Raw genomic sequence first — 16,794 nt, forward strand, 5'->3', positions numbered from 1 at the left:
GGCTGGCGGCGTCGGTGTGCGCGCTGGCCTTGAGCAGGGCCATCTGGTAGTCCAGGCTTTCCTGGGCGATCTGGCTGTCGAGCCATTGCACGGGGATCTTGCCGTCGCCGCTGCCGACACGGGTGGCCAGGCGATCGACTTCGCCGCGGATGATGCCGATGCGGGTGATGGCACTGGCGACCCACCCGGCCTGCTGCCTGGTCTGGGCATCGACGGCGATGCCACCATCCGGCGGGGGATTGGTTTGGGCATCGACCGTCATGCCGCTGTCGCGCGGGGGATTGGAAAGGTCTTTGAGCGCAGCCAGATCGTTGTTGGCGACCTTCTGGCCCGCTGCGAAAGCGGCCTTGGCACGCGCATAGATCTGCGCGAGCGCGTCATCCGCGAAGTCCGGACTGCGGTTGGGGCTGAACTGTTGCACCAGTTTCTGCAGGCCGATGCCCTCGTCGAAGCCGCCGACACCCGCGCCGTTGAAGGTGATGACCTGGCTGATGCTCGCCTGATCGGCCGCAGGGGCCTTGGGACCATGCAGCAGGTTGAACACGGTGGCCAGATGGCGGCCGAGGCTGTAGCCGGTGACGGCAAAGGTCTCGCCGGGCTGTAGCAGGCCGCGGTCCTTGAGGCTCTGGTACCAGGCCTCCATATCGCGGATCTGGCCCCAGGCGCAGGATGCGGCGAAGAGGCCGGCTTGGGCCCAGTCAAGCGGGCGCCGACGCACGCATTTTCACGACTCATCAAACTCTCCCTGAGTTTTCTTTGGCTGCTTGTTCTTGGGTGACTGCGCAGAGAGTCAACCGCGCTGTCGCTCGAGCCCGCGACGTTAGCAAGGCGGGCCTGCAAGATCAACAAGAGGCACGCATCCGATTGCCATCTCGCGACAATTCATCAGACTCAGGGAGGATCGCGCCAAACGTCGCGCTGTCTGGCGATGCCGAGCGCCCCCCCCTGGGAGCGGCCCGTCCAGTTCAGAGTGCCAGAAAGTGATGCACCTCCGGCCTGCCCTCCCCCCGATGGAAGCGCAGCGCCTCGGCCTGCAGATCGGCGTCGGCGTGCGACACCCGGTGGTGCTGCCGCAGATGCTCGGCCCACGACTCGACGAGGAACCACTCCATCACCCGCTCCGGATCGGAGGTGTGCTCGTGCAGGCCCCAGGCATAGGCGCCGTCGCGGCGGCGCTCCAGCGACAGGCGCTTCATCACTTCCAGGAAGGCCGCGTGGTCCTCCTTGCGGATGCGGTACTCGACCTGGATCATCACCGGCCCGCGGTCGTGCGCGATCGGCTCGGCGAGCAGCGGCTCGGGCCAGTGGTTGGAAGGTTGCAGATCGGCCTCACCCCGCGGCAGCTTCACGCGGTGGAACAGCAGGCCCGCCACCACCAGGCCCGCCGCGCCGGCCACGAGCGTGCCGGGCACGCCGATGGCCTGCGCCACCAGGCCCCAGCCCAGGCTGCCCGCGGCCATGGCGCCGTTGAACACGGTGAGGTACACCGCCAGGCCCCGGCCGCGCACCCAGTTCGGCAGGATGGATTGGGCCACGCCGTTGAGCGTGGTCAGCGCCACGATCCAGCCCAGGCCCAGCAACAGCAGCAGCGCCACGGCCAGCCACTTCGGCGGCGCGAAGACCAGGCTGCCCATCACCGCGGCGGTGAGCAGCGCGGCCAGCAGCAGCATGCCGTCCGCGTCGAGCCGGGCGCGCAGGCGCGGCATCACCAGCGCGCCGCCGATGGCGCCCGCGCCCACCGCGCCCAGCAGCACGCCGTAGAAGCTTGCGTCGCCGCCCAGCATCTGGCGCGCCACCAGCGGCAGCAGCGCCCACACCGAGCTCGCGAAGGCGAAGAAGACGGCCGCGCGCAGCAGCACTACGTGCAGTTCGCGGCTCGCGCGGGTGTAGCGCAGCCCGGCGCGGAAGGCGCCGAGGAAGTTCTCCTGGAGCGCGCTGTCGGTGGCCGCAGGCCGCTTCCACCACAGCAATGCGGCAATCACGAAGACATAGCTCAGCACGTCCAGCCCGTAGGTGACGGCGGCGCCGAAGCTGGCGAGGATCAGCCCGCCGGCCGCCGGCCCGATGGAGCGCGCGATGTTGATGCCCAGCGAGTTCAGGGCCACCGCGCTCTTGAGGTCCGCGCGCGGCACCAACTCGGGCACGATCGACTGCCAGGTCGGCCCCATCAGCGCCGCGCCGATGCCGCCGACGAAGGTCAGCGCGATCAGGTATTCCACCGTCAGCGCACCGGTCTGCGCGAGCACCAGCAGCGCGCCGCTCACGGCGGCGAGCACCAGCTGCACGAAGATCAGGAAGCGGCGCCGGTCGAGGATGTCCGACAGCACGCCGGCCGGGATCGCCAGCAGGAAGATGGGCAGCGTGGCCGCCGTCTGGATCAATGCCACCGCGGTCGGGCTGGCCGAGAGGTCGGTGACCAGCCAGGAGCTCGCCACGTCGCGCATGAAGCTGCCGATGTTGCCGAGCACGGTGGCGGTCCACAGCACCGCGAAGACCGGCTGGCGCAGCGGCGCGAAAGCGCCCGGGGCCGCCGCCTTCGCGCCGGGCTGGATCTCAGACATGGGCACGCTCCCGCAGGTCCTGCCAGGCGACGAGCAGGAAGCCGCCGACCAGGCCGAGGTGCTCGAAGAAGGCATTGGCGGCCATGAAGCGCGCCTGCCCGGATGGCATCTCCCAGAAGCGCAGCGCCACGAAGGTCGCCATCAGCGTGAAGAGCCCGAGCGCCAGCGCGCCCAGCCAGCGCAGGCGGCCGGTGAGGATGAGCGCTGCCGCGCCCAGCTCCAGCACGATCACCGCGATCGCCATCGGCGCGGCGGGCGCGAGACCGAAGTGGTTCATCTCGGCGATCGCCGCCGGGAAGTCCAGCGCCTTCTGCAACCCGCCCTGCAGGTAGGCCGCACACAGCAGCAGCAAGGCGATCCATCGCAACGCGGGGGAAGTGGTCCAGCGCATCTCGTACCTCACGTCTCAAACCGCCCAGCAGGCGCAGCCCAGCGCACCCCAGAAGCTCTTGAGGTCCGACACCGGCAGCTTGCTGCCCCAGGCCGATGCGTGCCCGTGGCCGTGCACATTGCAACTGTTGGCGCAGCCGCAGGCCATCGCCGCCTGGCGCATCACCTTCTGCAGCGGCGCACCGTCCTTCTCACCCCACGCCCCGTAGCCGCCGTAGCGGCGCACCGGCGACCAGTCGGGCATCGCCGGCGGCACCGAGCCCTCGTCGTGCGCGGCGAACTCCCCGGCCGCCCACACCACCTTGCCCCCCACCATCGTGAACAGCGCACTCGTGTCCGCGATCTCCGATTCCGGGCAGCCGAAGAAGTCACGGTCCGGCACGATCAGGTCGGCGAACTGCCCTGCCGCGATCTGGCCTTTCTTGCCCTCCTCGTTGGAGAACCAGGTCACCTTTTCGGTCCACATCCGCAGCGCCGTCTCGCGGTCCAGCAGGTTGCGCTCTGGCGTGATCTGCAGGCCACCCACCGTCCTGCCCGTGACCAGCCAGGACAGCGACACCCACGGGTTGTAGGAGGCCACGCGGGTCGCATCGGTGCCGGCGGAGGTCTTCACGCCCTTGTCCAGCATGCGCTTGACCGGCGGCGTGGCCTCGGCCGCGGCGGCGCCGTAGCGCTCCACGAAGTACTCGCCCTGATAGGCCATGCGGTGCTGCACCGCCACCCCGCCGCCCAGCGCCGCGATGCGGTCGATGGACTTGTCCGAGATGGTCTCGGCATGGTCGAAGAACCAGTTCAGGCCTGCGAGCGGGATGTCCCGGTTCACCTTCTCGAACACATCGAGTGAGCGCGCGATGGTCTCGTCGTAGGTGGCGTGCATGCGCCAGGGCCAGCGGTTCTGCGCCAGGATGCGCACCACCTCTTCGAGCTCACCCTCCATCTCGGGGCCCATGTCGGGCCGCGGCTGGCGGAAGTCCTCGAAGTCGGCGGCCGAGAAAACCAGCATCTCGCCGGCACCGTTGTGGCGGAAGTAGTCGTCGCCCTGCTTGTACTTGGAGCTGGCGGTCCAGTTCAGGAAGTCCTGCTTCTCCTGCTTGGCCTTCTGGGTGAACAGGTTGTAGGCCAGGCGGATGGTGAGCTGGCCCGCATCGGCCAGCTGCTGGATGACCTGGTAGTCCTCGGGATAGTTCTGGAAGCCGCCGCCGGCATCCAGCGCGCCGGTCACGCCCAGGCGGTTGAGCTCGCGCATGAAGTGGCGGGTCGAGTTGAGCTGGTACTCGATGGGCAGCTTCGGGCCCTTGGCCAGCGTGGCGTAGAGGATGGCCGCGTTGGGCTTGGCCAGCAGCAGGCCGGTGGGATTGCCGCTGGCATCGCGGGTGATCTCGCCGCCCGGGGGCTGCGGCGTGTCCTTGGTGTAGCCCACGGCGCGCAGCGCGGCCGCGTTGAGCAGCGCCCGGTCGTACAGGTGGAGGATGAACACCGGCGTGTCGGGCGCGACCGCGTTGATCTCCTCCAGCGTGGGCAGGCGCTTCTCGGCAAACTGGTGCTCGGTGAAGCCGCCCACCACGCGCACCCACTGGGGCGCGGGGGTGATGGCGACCTGGCGCTTGAGCATGGCCATGGCGTCGGCAAGGCTCTTGACGCCGTCCCAGCGCAACTCGAGGTTGTAGTTCAGGCCGCCGCGGATGATGTGCAGGTGGTTGTCGATCAGGCCGGGCAGCACCGGGCGGCCCTTCAGGTCGATGACGCGGGTGGCGCTGCCGGCCAGCGGCAGGATGTCCTCGTCGCGGCCCACGCGGGTGAAGCGGCCACCCTGGATCGCCACCGCGCTGGCGATGGGGTTGGCGCGGTCCAGCGTCGTGATGCGGCCGTTGCGCAGGATCAGCTCGGGCGTCTGGGTGTCGGGCATGGCAGGCTTGTTCGGGTTGGGGGTTTGCGCAAGGCCCGGGGCGGCCAGGGTGGCGCCCAACGCGCCCAGAAAGCGGCGGCGCCCGGGGTCGGCGGATGATGTCATGAGCTTCGCTCTTCGGATGGACGGGCGGTGGACGCGTACTGCGTCTGCGCGCACTTCGGCAGCTCGCCGAACATGTGCGGCTTGACCTGGTGGTGCAGCCAGGAGGTGTTCGCCGTCTCGCGATGGAACACCTGCTTCACCAGCGGCGGGATCTGCTCGCCGAGCAGGATCCCCAGCAGCCCGACCAGGGCGATCACCGGCGGCGCCGGCGAGCGCACCTGGAAGAGCGCGTAGATCACGCCGACCAGCAGGCCCAGCGCGAGGGAGACGATGTAGGGCTTCATGGTCGGCACCTCGGGTTGCAGCTCAGCCTTCGTGCGCGCCGAACATGGACTTGGCGTAGGTGATGCCCAGGCCGTAGGCACCGCCCACCTTCTTGGCGATGCCGGTCGTCATCTCATAGGTGTCGCCGCGGGCCCAGTCGCGCTGCAGTTCCAGCAGGTACTGCAGCGAGGTCATCGGGCGTGCGCCGGCCTGCACCATGCGGTCCATCGCGCGGTTGTGCGCCTCGGCCGAGACGTCGCCGCAGGCATCCGCGATCACGTAGACCTCGAAGCCCTGGTCGAGCGCCGACAGCGCCGGGCCGACGATGCACACGCTGGTCCACAGGCCCGCCAGCACGATGCGCGGCTTGCCGATGCGGTTCACTTCCTCGATCACCGCGGCGTCTTCCCAGGTGTTCATCGAGGTGCGGTCCAGCAGCTTCTGCCCCGGGAAGGCCTCGGTGATCTCGCTGAACATCGGGCCGGAGAAGCTCTTCTCGGCCACCGTGGTCAGGATGGTCGACACCTTGAAGCCCGCGGCCGCCTGCGCTACCAGCGCCGCGTTGTTGCGCAGGTTGACGGCGTCGATCGAATGCGTCGCGAAGGACATCTGCGACTGGAAGTCGATCATCACCAGCGTGTGGTCGGCGGGCGTGAGCAGCTTGGCGCCGGGGGTGGGGGTGGCTTTGACGGTCATGGAAGGCTCCTCGTTCAGGGGTTGCGTTGGCGAAGGACGGAAGCGGCAGGCGGTGGTCGGAAAAGCCCTTGACTTCCGTCTTGAATTCGATTGAATTCACAATCTGCTTTGGGGATCCGATTTTTTGTTTTCCCCTCGGCATTGGCGCAATCATCGTGGCCTGCCGTCCGGTTGTTGACGAAATTTTTTGGTGCCCACCATCGAATTTTTCGAACATGAATCCGGACCCTCAATACCGTGGAGCCTCCCGTGCTCAAGCTCACCCTCGAAGCGATCGAACTCGTTGACGCCATCGCCCGCCACGGCTCTTTCGCCGCGGCGGCCTCGCGGCTCAACAAGGTGCCCTCCACCATCTCGTATGCCGTGGCGAAGCTCGAGGAGCAGTTGGGCATGCAGCTCTTCGAGCGTAACGGACCGCGCGTCACCCTGACCCCTGCGGGCGACGAGATGCTGAAGGAAGGTCGCTGGCTGCTGACGGCCGCCAGCGACCTCGAATCACGCATGCGGCAGATCGCCACCGGCTACGAATCGGAGCTGCGGCTGGTGCACGACTCGCTGATTCCCACGCAATCGCTGATCGGCGACGTCCGCGCCTTCGAGGACCTGCGCTGCGGTACCCGGCTGCGCATTGCCTGCGAAGCCCTGACTGGCGCCTGGGAGGCATTGCGCGAGGGCCGTGCCGACCTCGTCATCGCCGCCGGCGAGGGGCCAGCCGGCGGGGGCTACCAGGCTGTGAACGTGGGCAGCCTCGATTTCGCCTTCTGCGTGGCACCCACCCATCCCCTCGCCCGTCTTGGCCGGCCGCTGCAGCGCGGCGACCTGCTCGACTACAACGCGATCGTGGTGGGCGACAGCGCCCGCAGCCTGTCGGACCGCACCGTGGGCCTGCTCGCCGGGCAGCCGCGCATCACCGTGCCCAGCATGGCGGCCAAGATCGCCTGCCAGGTCGACGGCCTGGGCCACGGCTACCTGCCGCGCGCCTGCATCGGCGGGGAGCTGGCCCGCGGCACGCTGGTGGAGCTGGCGACCGAGGAGCAGCGGGCCTCCGAGTCGTTCTGGCTCGCGTGGAAGACGGGCGCCGAAGGCCGCGCGCTGCGCTGGTGGTGCGAGCGGCTGAGCCGCCCGCTGGTGCCGGCGCTGCTGCCGCGGGCTGTCCCGGCGTGACGCCGGCTCGCTATCCGAAAGACTCGAGGCCGGGCGCCTTGTCGATCTCGGAGGCCCTGTAGAGCTTGTGCTGCGTCGCGGGGCCGAAGGCATCGGTCACCACCGCCAGGCGCCAGGGGTCGCCCTTCTTCGCGCAGGCGCGTTCTTCGTCCGTGAGCTTGAAGCCGGTCCTGCCCGACGCGGTGCCCTTCACCGCGAGCTGCAGCAAAACCTTGCCTTTCTTGTCCGACACCTCGATGTCGTAGCCGAGCTTGCGCGCGGACACGTCGTCGGCCTTGTACCCGTAGCCGGCGAAGTGGCGCGCGAGGTAGTCCATGGCGGCGGCCTGCGGATCGTCCGCGGACGCCGGCCCTGATGCGTCCTCCGGCACCTCGGTGGGTATGCCGGCACGCGCCCGCGCTGCCTGGAGCTCTTCATCGTCCGGCAGCCACCCGCGCGGCCCGCGAACCAGAACAGCGAACTTTCGCGCAGGCTCCCACACGGCGACGTGCCACTCTTCGTCGTCCGGCACCCGGGTCGACACCCTCGCCGCCCGGTCGCTCTCCGCCTCGAGGATGGCCACCCGGTTCGTCTGCAGCACCGCCCTCACGCCCTGTCCCGCGTCCAGCGAGCGCTTGAGCAGGCCGAGCCGGTCCTTGGCGCGCTGGATCTGCAGCACGCTGCGATCGCCGCCGCCGATGCGGCGCTGCGTGTCGAGGGACTCGAGACAGAACCATCGCCCGCCGGCGCCGATGCTCACGAGCTCCGCCCAGATGGTGGCGATGATGTTGTCGCCCGTCGCCAGCCAGGCCTGCTCGGAGGCCTTGTCGCGGGCATCGAGCACGCCCATCCTGGCGATGATGTCGACCGGCGTGCGCTTCTCGCCGGACAAACGTTTTTCATTGATGACGGCGAGTACCGCGGGGTCGACTTCTTTGTCCATGTCTGGAGGGATTCATGCGAGTTGCGAGCGCCTGCAGTATGCCGGGAAGCGCAGGCAGCCTCGCTGCGTTGGGCAAAATCGCCTGTGCCTCCTCTTTGCCTGCTCCCCCCGGGCGCCGCGACGACACATGAACACCAGCATCCCGCAGGACGCACTGATCGGCCTGGCCGTGGCCCTCGGCGTGGGAATGCTGATCGGCATCGAGCGCGAGCGCCGCAAGGGGCAAGGCGAGGAGAGGGCAGCCGCCGGCCTGCGCACCTTCACCATCGCGGCGCTATGCGGCGCCCTGGCGCAGTTGCTCCCCGTGCCGGGGCTCGTGCCGATCGGCGCAGTCTTCATCGGGCTGGCCAGCATGCTCGCGTACTGGAAGAGCAGCGAGGACGACCCCGGGCTCACGACCGAACTCGCCCTCTTCACCACCTACCTGATCGGCGTGCAGTCGGCCATCGGGCCGGCACTCGGCGCGGCCTGCGGTGCCGGCCTCGCGCTATTGCTGGCCATGCGCCGCCGGCTGCACCGCTTCGCCACCCAATTGCTCAGCGAGCAGGAACTGCACGACGGGCTCCTGCTCGCCGCCCTCGCGCTGATCGTTCTGCCGCTCATCCCCTCCGGCCCCCTCCCCTGGCTGGGCGGCATCGACCCGCGGCCGCTGGCGGCGATGGTGGTGCTGATCCTGGCCATCCAGGCCGGTGGCCACATGGCGGTGCGCTGGCTGGGCGCACGCGCGGGCATGCTGGGCTCCGGCTTCGTCTCGGGCTTCATCTCCAGCACCGCGACCGTGGCCTCTTTCGGGGGCCGTGCCAAGGCGCAGCCCGAGCAGGCCGGCGTGCTGGCGGGCGGCGCGGCGCTGTCGGGCGTGGCCACCTGGATCCAGGCGCTGGTGCTCAGCGCCGCCCTGTCGCCTGCCGCGGCGCTGGCCTTGCTGCCGGCGGCGCTCGCGGCCGCGGTCGGCACTGCCGTGGCGGGCCTGCTGCCGCTGCTGTCGCGGCGCGCCCGCGGCGGCAGCGGTGACGCCGAACCGCCCGCCAGCTCGCACAGCGCACTGCGGCCGCGCGAGGCGCTGGCGGTGGCAGCGCTCCTGGCCGTCGTGGCGCTCGTGGTCAGCCATGCCCAGGACCGCTTCGGCGAGGCCGGCCTGCTGATCAGCGTGGCCCTTGCCGCGCTGGCCGACGCGCATTCGCCCATCGCCTCCATGGCCTCGCTGCATGCGGCAGGCAACCTGACGCCGGAGCGCTTCGTGCGCGGCGCGCTGATTGCCGTCAGCGTCAACACGCTGACGCGCTGCACGGTGGCCGCGATCGCCGGCGGGCCCCGCTATGCGCTGCGCGTGGGCGGGGCGCTGCTGCTGGGCCTGGGCCTCGGATGGGCGGTGGCCCTGCTCTTCTAAGTTTCGGAAAGCTGGGCCCAACCTGCGAAGCGCGGCGGGCGCCGCTCCAGGTTGGCACGCACCGCCTCGGTCTGGTTGGCGCTGCCGATCAGCGCCTTCTGCTCCACCGATTCGGCCAGCAGCAGCTCGGCCGCGCTGTGCGCCATGGCGGCGTTCAGCAGCCGCTTGCCGGCGCGGATGGCGTCGGGACTCTTCTGCGCGATTTCGTGCGCCATGGCCAGGGCATCCGCGAGCGGGTCGGCCGACACGCGCGTCGCAAACCCCAGCGCCACCGCCTCCTCGCCCGAGAAGATGCGGCCGGTGAAACACAACTCGCGCACCACGTCCGCACGCGCGAGTTCGCGCATCAGCACCATGCCGCCCATGTCGGGCACCAGGCCCCACTTGATCTCCATCACCGACAGCCGGGTGTCCGGCGCGACCAGCCGGATGTCCGCACCCAGCGCCACCTGCAGCCCGCCGCCGAAGGCCACGCCGTGCAGGGCCGCAATCACCGGCACCGGCACTTCGCGCCACACGGTGGCCACCCGCTGCGCCGCGTTGGAGATGCCGTGCGTGCGTTCGACCAGGTCGGTGGCCGCGTGCTGGCCGAGCAGCCCGCTGCCGGGGCCCTGCTGCATGCGCTCGAAGGACTGCATGTCCAGCCCGGCGCAGAAGGCCTTGCCGCGGCCGGCGATCACCACCGCGCGCACGCGCTCGTCGCGGCAGAGCTGCTCGCCCGCGTCGATCAGGGCGTCGAACATCGCCGGGTCGAGCGCGTTCATCTTGTCGGCGCGAGAGAGTTGCAGTTCGACCACGCCGTCGGGGTGGCGGATCGATTCGATGCGGTCGTTCATGCCTGTCTCCGGAGTCAGTGCCCGAAGTATCGCGGCTCGGCGATGATCGCCGCTGTCGCAAAGTCAACACCGAAACCCGTCCAGGAGGAGACAGCCATGGCCATCCGAATCGTCCGCCTCGGCAGCGAGCGCGCCCCCGGCGAGGGCCTGCGCATCGGCACGGTGCGCCGCCCGCCGCGCGGCGTGCCCAAGAGCGAGTTCGCCTCGCAGAACTGGTATGACGTCTGGTACCCCAACCTCGCACCCTCGGCCGAGACCATGAAGGAGGCCCAGGCGGCCGTGGCCTCCGGAAAACCGGCGCAATGGGCCGCCTTCGGCCGCAAGTTCAAGTCCGAGATGGCCGAGCCCGACGCCAGCCGCAGCCTGGACCTGCTGGCCGCGCTCTCGCACCAGAGCGCCTTCTCGATCGGCTGCTACTGCGAGGACGAATCGCATTGCCATCGCTCCTTCCTGCGTGCGTTGCTGAAGGAACGGAGCGCGGATATCGTCGATTGACGGGCCGCCGCCGGGCCGCCCCAAGGCGGCCCAGCCCCCTCGTTGAAAAGCCTGGGGGCTTTATCTTTGGGACTTGTCCTTCTGGTTCTGCGCCTCGATCCGCTCCCGCGCCTCCAGCCACTGCGCATCGCTCCATTCGCGCAGCTCGTAGAAGTTGCCGCCGGTGGCCAGCGCATGGCCACCGTCCATCATGATGCTCTGGCCGGTGAGCCAATCGCACTGGCCCGGCGCCATCAGGAAGGCGGCCAGGTTCTGCAGTTCGCTCATCTGGCCGGTGCGCGCCATCGGGTTGCGCAGCTTGCTGCGCGCGCCGGGCTCCTCGCCGGGGTTCAAGCGCTTGCTCATGCCCTCGGTAGGGATCTCGCCCGGCCCGACCGCGTTGAGCCGGATGCCGTAGCGCGCCCATTCGGTGGCCAGCGATTTGGTCATCACCTCCACGCCGGCCTTGCTCATCGCCGAAGGCACGACGTAGGGGCCGCCGTTGTCGACCCAGGTCACGATGATGCTCATCACGCTGCGGTAGGGATCGCCCGCCTTCCACTGGCCCGCCTTCGCCTCCGCGATCCAGCGCTTGCCGACCGCCTGGGTCACGTAGAAGCTGCCGTGGAAGACGATGTTGGCGACGGCATCGAAGGCGCGCGAAGACAGGCTCTCGGTCGGCGCGACGAAGTTGCCCGCCGCGTTGTTGATCAGGCCGGTCAGCCCGCCGCTCTGCCAGAGGGCGTCGACCATCTCCTCCACGCTCTGCGCGTTGCGGATGTCCACCCCGAAGGCATCGACCTTGCGGTCCGGGAACTGCGCGCGCCATTGCGCCGCCGTCTCCTCCACCACCGACTGGCGCCGGCCGCAGATCGCGACGTCCGCGCCCAGGCCGAGGAAGCGCTCGGCCATAGCCTTGCCGAGGCCGGTGCCGCCGCCGGTCACGAGGATGCGCCGGCCGGCCATGAGATCGCTTTGGTACATGAGGGTCTCCTTGGGTCTGGGTGGATGAACGGATGCAGCCGCATCGTAGATCGGGCAGGCCGAGCCGGTAAGCTCCCAAGGTGACAGCCCGTTGCGCGCGAGGAGACGCCCGATATGCCCCCTTCTTCTTCCGTTGCCGCCCCCGCCTTCGCCCCCCTGGCCGGCGTGCGCGTGCTGAGCCTGGCGCTCAACCTGCCCGGCCCCGCGGCCCTGATGCGCTGCCGCGCCATGGGTGCACGCTGCCTCAAGCTCGAGCCGCCGGCCGGCGACCCGATGGGCCACTACAACCGGGCTGCCTATGCGGCGCTGCATGAAGGCGTGGAGATCCGGACGGTGGACCTGAAGAGCGAAGCCGGCCTGGCGCAGCTGCACCAGGCGCTCGCCCAGACCGACGTGCTGCTCAGCTCCTTCCGCCCTTCGGCACTGGCCAAGCTGGGACTGGACTGGGAGCACCTGCATGCGCGCCATCCCGCGCTGTCGCAGGTGGCCATCGTCGGCGCGCCCGGCATGCGTGCCGAGGAACCGGGCCACGACCTCACCTACCTGGCCGAAAGCGGCCTGATCACCAGCACCGCGCTGCCGCCAACGCTCTACGCCGACATGGGCGGCGCCCTGCTGGCGAGCGAGGCGGTGCTGCAGGCCGTGCTGCGCATGCGCGCGGCGCCGGGCAACGGCGCGTACCTCGAAGTCGCGCTCAACGCCGCCGCCGACTGGCTGGCCCTGCCCCGCACCTGGGGCCTGACACAGCCCTCGGGCGCCGTGGGCGGCGCCCATGCGGGCTACCGCGTCTATGCCTGCGCCGACGGCCGCGTGGCGGTGGCGGCGCTGGAGCCGCATTTCGCCGCGCGCCTCTGCGAGGCCGCGGGCCTGGGTGCGCGGGACATGATGGACCCCGCCACCCGCGAGGCCCTGGCCGCCTGGCTGCGTACCCGCACGCGCGCGCAGCTCGACGCCATGGCGATCGAGCGCGACGTGCCGCTGCTCACCCTGGAAGACTGAGCCCGCCGCTTCAGAGCTTGATGCCCGCGCCCTTCACCGCGGGCCCGAGCACCCCGACCTGCTCTTTCACGAAGCCCTCGAACTGGGCCGCGGTCCCGGGCTTGCCCACGATGCCCAGTTCGACCAGCTTCTTCTGCACCTCGGGCAGGGCCATGGCCTCGTTGCAGGCGGCATTGAGCCGGCCGACGAGGTCCGCCGGCATCTTGGCCGGCCCGCTCAGGCCGAAAAAGTTCTCGAACACCAGCTTGGGCTGGCCAAGCTCCACCACGGTGGGCACGTCGGGCATCAGCGGCGAGCGCGCCGTGCCGGTCACCGCCAGCGGCACCAGCTGGCCGCTCTTGAAGAAAGGCACGTAGGCGGTGATCACGTCAATGCCCACCGGCACCACATTGGCGATCAGGTCGGTGGTCATGGGCGCCCCGCCCCGGTACGGCACGTGCACCAGGTTGGCGCCGGTGATCTTGCGGATCAGCTCGCCGTGCACATGGCCCACCGAGCCCGGCCCGCCGGAGCCGAAGTCCAGCCGGCCGTCCTTGCGCGCCCGCGCCTCCAGATCGGCAAAGCTCTTGATGCCGGATTCCTTGCTGGCCATGAGCACCAGCGGTGCCGAGCCCAGGTAGGCGATGTGGGTGAAGGCCGTCACCGGGTCGTAGGGTTGCTTCTCCAGCGCGAAGGGACCGAGCGCAATGGGCGTGGTGTTCGAGAGCATCAGCGTGTAGCCGTCGGCCGGCGCCGCCGCCACCTGTGCGCCACCGATGGTGCCGCCGGCGCCGGGCTTGTTGTCGACCACGACCGGCTGGCCCAGCTTGCGCGTGAGCTGCTCGGCCAGCACCCGCGCCAGGATGTCGCTGGAGCCACCGGCCGCGAAGGTCACGACGATCTTGACCGGCTTGTCCGGCCACGCGGCTCGCGCCGGCAGGGAGGCGGCAGCCGCCGCGGCAGCGATCCAGCGGAGCGCGCCGCGGCGCGTGGGGTGTGTGAAGGTCATGACGTCTCCAGAGCAAGAGCAATGCCTGCGACCGGATCATGCGTCGGGGGAACTCCAGCCACAATCCCCTGCCCGCCTGCGGCGAGCACTCAGGCGGCGAGGCGCCGCTCCAGCCGTGCCCGGGTGATGAAGCCGATCTGGCGCAGGGCCTCGGCCAGGTCCTGGCCCGGCTCGCGCGCGGTGCGCGAGGCCAGCTCCGCGAGGATGCCGGCCTTGGTGTAGTGCCGCGCGCAGGCGATGAAGGGAAAGCCGTGCCGCGCGCGGTAGGCCTTGTTCAGGCGCGCCAGGCTCTCCTCCTCGCTGCCGGACAGGGCGCCCAGGCCGGCGCCCTTCTGCTCGTCCATCGAATCGGCGGTCAGCGCCCCTGCGCGCACGGCGCCGGCCGAGAGCTCGGGATGCCCGCGCAGGAATTCGATCTGGCGGCTGCGGCCGCAGTCGAGCACCACCGCCATCATGGCGTCGTGCAGCGCCTGCACCGAGTCGAAGGGGCGCGCGGCCCAGGCGGCCTCGGCCACCCAGGGCGAGTGCTCGAAGGTTTCGCCCAGGGCGGCGGTGAAGGCGGCGCGGTCCATCGCGTTGAGGGCGCGCAGGTCGAGGGTGTGGAGTTCGGTGGACATGGGCGGCAGTGTAGGAAGCGGCCGCCGCGTCCAGAAGGCGCGCGCTGTTATACGGCCCATAGCAGGGCCTGAACGGCTCAGTTCGCCTGCGGATCGGTGAGCACCGGCGCCGCCGCCGTCAGCAGGCCGCGCAGCCACACGTGCGGCGCGGCCCGGTGCTGCGAGGGATGCCAGAGCTGGTAGAAGCGCATGCGCGCGAACTCGATGGGCGAGGACACGAGAGCGATCGGCAGGTGCCGCGCGTGGTAGGCGGCGAAATGCCGGCTGGTGGTCATGATGAGATCGGTACCCGGCAACAGGCTGGGCGCGAGGCCGAAATACGGGCACTGCACCCGCCGGTCGCGGCTCACGCGCATCGTGGCCAGGCTGGACTCCACCACCCCGCGCTGGGCGATCGAATAGGGCATCGGCACCAGGTGCGGCGCCTGCAGGAAGCGCTCGGGCGTGAGCTGGCCGGGCGCCGCGAAGGGATGGTCGGCCGCCATGACGCAGACGATCTCGTCCTCCAGCAGCGTCGACATGTGCAGGTGCTCGGGCGGCTCGGGCCAGTTGCCGATCACGATGTCGATGGTGCCGTCCTGCAGCGCCATCTCGTAGTCGTACTGGGGGCCGAGCGGCTGCGCCACCAGGCGCGCGCTCGGTGCCTGCGCGCGGAAGGCGCGCACCACTTGCGCCAGGAAGGGCGGCGCCAGGTAGTCGGGCATGGCGATGGTGAAGCTGCGCTCGGTGGTCGCGGGGTCGAAGCCGTCGCCGGAGCTCAGCAGGCCGTCGAGCAGACCGAGCGCGGCCTGGGCCTGCGCGGCCACCGCGAGCGCCCGCGCGGTCGGCACCATGGTGTTCTTGTCGCGCACCAGCAGCGGGTCGCTGAAGATCTCGCGCAGCCGCTTGAGCGCCGCGCTGATGGCCGGCTGCGACTGGTTCATCCGGATCGCGGTGCGCGAGACGCTCTGCTCCGCGATCAGCGCGCACAGCACGCGCAGCAGGTAGGTCTCGAAGGGATCGTCGGCGCGGGACACGGTGCGGCAAACCTCCGGATATCGACTTTGCTATGCGCTCTATTGCGCCTGCCCAGTTTCGCACAGGGCCTGGAGTGAGGACCATTGGCGCCGTCCTGCATGGCGGGGCCCGAGAACGACAGACACCAGAGACAAAGGAATTCGACATGAGCACACCTTCCGCGGCCCTGCCCGGCGCCGCCGCCTCCCCCGACCGGGTCGATGCGACCTACAGCAAGATCTCCTGGCGCCTGCTGCCCTTCCTCGGCGCGCTGTGGGTGCTGGCCTGGCTCGACCGCGTCAACATCGGCTTCGCCAAGCTGCAGATGCTGGACGACCTGCGCTTCAGCGAGGCGGTGTACGGCCTGGGCGCCGGCATCTTCTTCCTGGGCTACTTCTTCTTCGAGGTGCCCTCCAACATGCTGCTGCAGAAGATCGGCGCCAAGAAGACGGTCATGCGCATCACCATCGGCTGGGGCCTGATCTGCATGCTGCAGGCCTGGGTGACCACGCCCACGCAGTTCTACATCCTGCGCTTCCTGCTGGGCGCCTTCGAGGCCGGCTTCTACCCCGGCGTGATCCTGTACCTCACCTACTGGTACCCCTCGCAGCGCCGCGCCAAGGCCTTCGGCACCTTCATGTCGGCCTCGGCCATCGCGGGCGTGCTGGGCGGGCCGCTGGCGGGCTGGATCATGAGCTCGATGGGCGGCGTGCACGGATGGGCGGGCTGGCAGTGGCTGTTCGTGCTCGAAGGCATCCCCTCGGTGATCGCGGGCATCGTCGCCTTCTTCTACATGACCGACAAGCCGGAGCAGGCCCACTGGCTCAGCGCCGACGAGAAGCGCATCGTGCGCGACGAGCTCGAGCGCGACAGCCGCGCCCAGGGCGAGCGCGGCAGCGACTGGCGCACGCTCTTCACCAACCCGAAGGTGTGGCTGCTGATCGCGATCTTCTTCTGCCTGCTGTGCGCGAACTCCACGCTGACCTTCTGGATTCCCACGGTCATCAAGGAAACCGGCTTCGCCACGCCGATGGCGGTGGGCTGGATCGCGGGGGCAGCCTACATCTTCGGCGCGGCCGGCATGATCCTCAACGGCCGGCATTCCGACCACCGCGGCGAGGTGCGCTGGCACTTCAGCGGCGCGGCGATCTGCGGCGCGAGCGGCATGGCCCTGCTGGCCGTGGCGCTGACGGTTCCCGGCCTGCCGCCGCTGGTTCCGCTGCTCGCGATGGGGCTGGCGCTGGTGGGCACCATGAGCGCGATCCCGGTGTTCTGGCAGCTGCCGAACATGTACCTGGCCGGCGGCGCGGCCGCGGTCGGGGTGGCGCTGATCAACTCGATCTCCAACCTGGCGGGCTTCGGCGCGCCCTACCTGATGGGCCTGATCAAGAACGCCACCGGCAAGGTGAGCGCGGGCCTGTACCTCGTCGCGGTGATCGAACTGCTGGCCGCCGTGCTCGTCATCACCTTCATCGCCCGCAAGACCGCACGCAAGGGAGCCTGAC

At 70.0% G+C, this 16,794-nt stretch carries 17 protein-coding genes; 5 read left to right on the top strand and 12 right to left on the bottom strand.

Annotation, left to right across the window (positions count from 1 at the left end):
* From A8M77_RS32200 to A8M77_RS32225, 6 genes are all read right to left on the bottom strand, one after another.
* The coding region (locus A8M77_RS32200; protein ID WP_143694853.1) for a hypothetical protein at nt 1-718 on the bottom strand (718 nt) is incomplete at its 3' end.
* 247 nt (nt 719-965) lie between these two features.
* Nucleotides 966-2,561 (bottom strand): MFS transporter, encoded by a 1,596-nt coding sequence (locus tag A8M77_RS32205; protein ID WP_086925551.1) that lies wholly within the window; start codon nt 2,559-2,561, stop codon nt 966-968.
* Complete coding sequence (locus A8M77_RS32210; RefSeq protein ID WP_086925552.1) at nt 2,554-2,952, bottom strand: DoxX family protein; 399 nt, start codon at nt 2,950-2,952, stop codon at nt 2,554-2,556. Before A8M77_RS32210 ends, A8M77_RS32205 begins: the two co-directional genes overlap by 8 nt.
* A 15-nt stretch (nt 2,953-2,967) precedes the next feature.
* Entirely contained in the window at nt 2,968-4,857 is a 1,890-nt protein-coding gene (locus A8M77_RS32215; protein WP_238137052.1) for an amidohydrolase, read from the bottom strand.
* A gap of 101 nt (nt 4,858-4,958) precedes the next feature.
* The gene (locus tag A8M77_RS32220; RefSeq protein WP_086925554.1) at nt 4,959-5,246 is read right to left on the bottom strand and encodes a XapX domain-containing protein; all 288 of its coding nucleotides are present in this window, start codon (nt 5,244-5,246) and stop codon (nt 4,959-4,961) included.
* 22 nt (nt 5,247-5,268) lie between these two features.
* Complete coding sequence (locus A8M77_RS32225; protein WP_086925555.1) at nt 5,269-5,922, bottom strand: hydrolase; 654 nt, start codon at nt 5,920-5,922, stop codon at nt 5,269-5,271.
* Between the two features lie 249 nt (nt 5,923-6,171).
* Here A8M77_RS32225 and A8M77_RS32230 point away from each other — a divergent pair, with 249 nt between their 5' ends.
* On the top strand, nt 6,172-7,086 hold the full coding sequence (locus tag A8M77_RS32230; RefSeq protein ID WP_086925556.1) for a LysR family transcriptional regulator: 915 nt from the start codon (nt 6,172-6,174) through the stop codon (nt 7,084-7,086).
* Nucleotides 7,087-7,096: 10 nt separating this feature from the next.
* On the opposite strand, the gene A8M77_RS32235 is transcribed toward A8M77_RS32230, so the two are convergent.
* Nucleotides 7,097-8,008, bottom strand: coding sequence for a protein NO VEIN domain-containing protein (locus tag A8M77_RS32235; protein WP_086925557.1), 912 nt, complete (start codon nt 8,006-8,008; stop codon nt 7,097-7,099).
* Between the two features lie 127 nt (nt 8,009-8,135).
* On the opposite strand from A8M77_RS32235, the gene A8M77_RS32240 reads away from it, so the two are divergent.
* Nucleotides 8,136-9,395, top strand: a complete 1,260-nt coding sequence (locus A8M77_RS32240) for an MgtC/SapB family protein (protein ID WP_086925558.1) — start codon at nt 8,136-8,138, stop codon at nt 9,393-9,395.
* Here the strand turns inward: A8M77_RS32240 and A8M77_RS32245 are convergent.
* On the bottom strand, nt 9,392-10,231 hold the full coding sequence (locus A8M77_RS32245; RefSeq protein WP_086925559.1) for a crotonase/enoyl-CoA hydratase family protein: 840 nt from the start codon (nt 10,229-10,231) through the stop codon (nt 9,392-9,394). The two genes, A8M77_RS32240 and A8M77_RS32245, sit on opposite strands and share 4 nt — an antisense overlap.
* Nucleotides 10,232-10,327: 96 nt before the next feature.
* On the opposite strand from A8M77_RS32245, the gene A8M77_RS32250 reads away from it, so the two are divergent.
* Nucleotides 10,328-10,726, top strand: a complete 399-nt coding sequence (locus A8M77_RS32250; protein WP_086925560.1) for a DUF488 domain-containing protein — start codon at nt 10,328-10,330, stop codon at nt 10,724-10,726.
* A gap of 60 nt (nt 10,727-10,786) precedes the next feature.
* Here the strand turns inward: A8M77_RS32250 and A8M77_RS32255 are convergent, their stop codons facing one another.
* On the bottom strand, nt 10,787-11,689 hold the full coding sequence (locus A8M77_RS32255; RefSeq protein ID WP_086925561.1) for an SDR family oxidoreductase: 903 nt from the start codon (nt 11,687-11,689) through the stop codon (nt 10,787-10,789).
* Nucleotides 11,690-11,803: 114 nt separating this feature from the next.
* On the opposite strand from A8M77_RS32255, the gene A8M77_RS32260 reads away from it, so the two are divergent.
* On the top strand, nt 11,804-12,688 hold the full coding sequence (locus A8M77_RS32260) for a CoA transferase (RefSeq protein WP_086925562.1): 885 nt from the start codon (nt 11,804-11,806) through the stop codon (nt 12,686-12,688).
* A gap of 10 nt (nt 12,689-12,698) precedes the next feature.
* Here A8M77_RS32260 and A8M77_RS32265 read toward each other — a convergent pair whose 3' ends face one another.
* The 3 genes from A8M77_RS32265 to A8M77_RS32275 form a co-directional block, all read right to left on the bottom strand.
* Entirely contained in the window at nt 12,699-13,676 is a 978-nt protein-coding gene (locus A8M77_RS32265) for a Bug family tripartite tricarboxylate transporter substrate binding protein (protein ID WP_086925563.1), read from the bottom strand.
* Between the two features lie 89 nt (nt 13,677-13,765).
* Nucleotides 13,766-14,293 (bottom strand): 2-oxo-4-hydroxy-4-carboxy-5-ureidoimidazoline decarboxylase, encoded by a 528-nt coding sequence (uraD, locus tag A8M77_RS32270; RefSeq protein ID WP_086925564.1) that lies wholly within the window; start codon nt 14,291-14,293, stop codon nt 13,766-13,768.
* 77 nt (nt 14,294-14,370) lie between these two features.
* Nucleotides 14,371-15,309: a LysR family transcriptional regulator gene (locus A8M77_RS32275; RefSeq protein WP_086925565.1), complete on the bottom strand. Its 939-nt coding sequence runs from the start codon at nt 15,307-15,309 to the stop codon at nt 14,371-14,373.
* 146 nt (nt 15,310-15,455) lie between these two features.
* Here A8M77_RS32275 and A8M77_RS32280 point away from each other — a divergent pair, with 146 nt between their 5' ends.
* Nucleotides 15,456-16,793 (top strand): MFS transporter, encoded by a 1,338-nt coding sequence (locus A8M77_RS32280; RefSeq protein WP_086925566.1) that lies wholly within the window; start codon nt 15,456-15,458, stop codon nt 16,791-16,793.
* Nucleotide 16,794 lies beyond the last annotated feature (1 nt).

The organism is Variovorax sp. JS1663, from assembly GCF_002157355.1.
GTDB lineage: Bacteria > Pseudomonadota > Gammaproteobacteria > Burkholderiales > Burkholderiaceae_C > Variovorax.

What these genes read in the sequence shown, in the direction of transcription:
- A8M77_RS32205 (WP_086925551.1), bottom strand. Translation starts at nt 2,561, where the DNA reads ATGTCTGAGATCCAGCCCGGCGCGAAGGCGGCGGCCCCGGGCGCTTTC.
- A8M77_RS32210 (WP_086925552.1), bottom strand. Translation starts at nt 2,952, where the DNA reads ATGCGCTGGACCACTTCCCCCGCGTTGCGATGGATCGCCTTGCTGCTG.
- A8M77_RS32215 (WP_238137052.1), bottom strand. Translation starts at nt 4,857, where the DNA reads ATGCCCGACACCCAGACGCCCGAGCTGATCCTGCGCAACGGCCGCATC.
- A8M77_RS32220 (WP_086925554.1), bottom strand. Translation starts at nt 5,246, where the DNA reads ATGAAGCCCTACATCGTCTCCCTCGCGCTGGGCCTGCTGGTCGGCGTG.
- A8M77_RS32225 (WP_086925555.1), bottom strand. Translation starts at nt 5,922, where the DNA reads ATGACCGTCAAAGCCACCCCCACCCCCGGCGCCAAGCTGCTCACGCCC.
- A8M77_RS32235 (WP_086925557.1), bottom strand. Translation starts at nt 8,008, where the DNA reads ATGGACAAAGAAGTCGACCCCGCGGTACTCGCCGTCATCAATGAAAAA.
- A8M77_RS32240 (WP_086925558.1), top strand. Translation starts at nt 8,136, where the DNA reads ATGAACACCAGCATCCCGCAGGACGCACTGATCGGCCTGGCCGTGGCC.
- A8M77_RS32245 (WP_086925559.1), bottom strand. Translation starts at nt 10,231, where the DNA reads ATGAACGACCGCATCGAATCGATCCGCCACCCCGACGGCGTGGTCGAA.
- A8M77_RS32250 (WP_086925560.1), top strand. Translation starts at nt 10,328, where the DNA reads ATGGCCATCCGAATCGTCCGCCTCGGCAGCGAGCGCGCCCCCGGCGAG.
- A8M77_RS32255 (WP_086925561.1), bottom strand. Translation starts at nt 11,689, where the DNA reads ATGTACCAAAGCGATCTCATGGCCGGCCGGCGCATCCTCGTGACCGGC.
- A8M77_RS32260 (WP_086925562.1), top strand. Translation starts at nt 11,804, where the DNA reads ATGCCCCCTTCTTCTTCCGTTGCCGCCCCCGCCTTCGCCCCCCTGGCC.
- A8M77_RS32265 (WP_086925563.1), bottom strand. Translation starts at nt 13,676, where the DNA reads ATGACCTTCACACACCCCACGCGCCGCGGCGCGCTCCGCTGGATCGCT.
- uraD (WP_086925564.1), bottom strand. Translation starts at nt 14,293, where the DNA reads ATGTCCACCGAACTCCACACCCTCGACCTGCGCGCCCTCAACGCGATG.
- A8M77_RS32280 (WP_086925566.1), top strand. Translation starts at nt 15,456, where the DNA reads ATGAGCACACCTTCCGCGGCCCTGCCCGGCGCCGCCGCCTCCCCCGAC.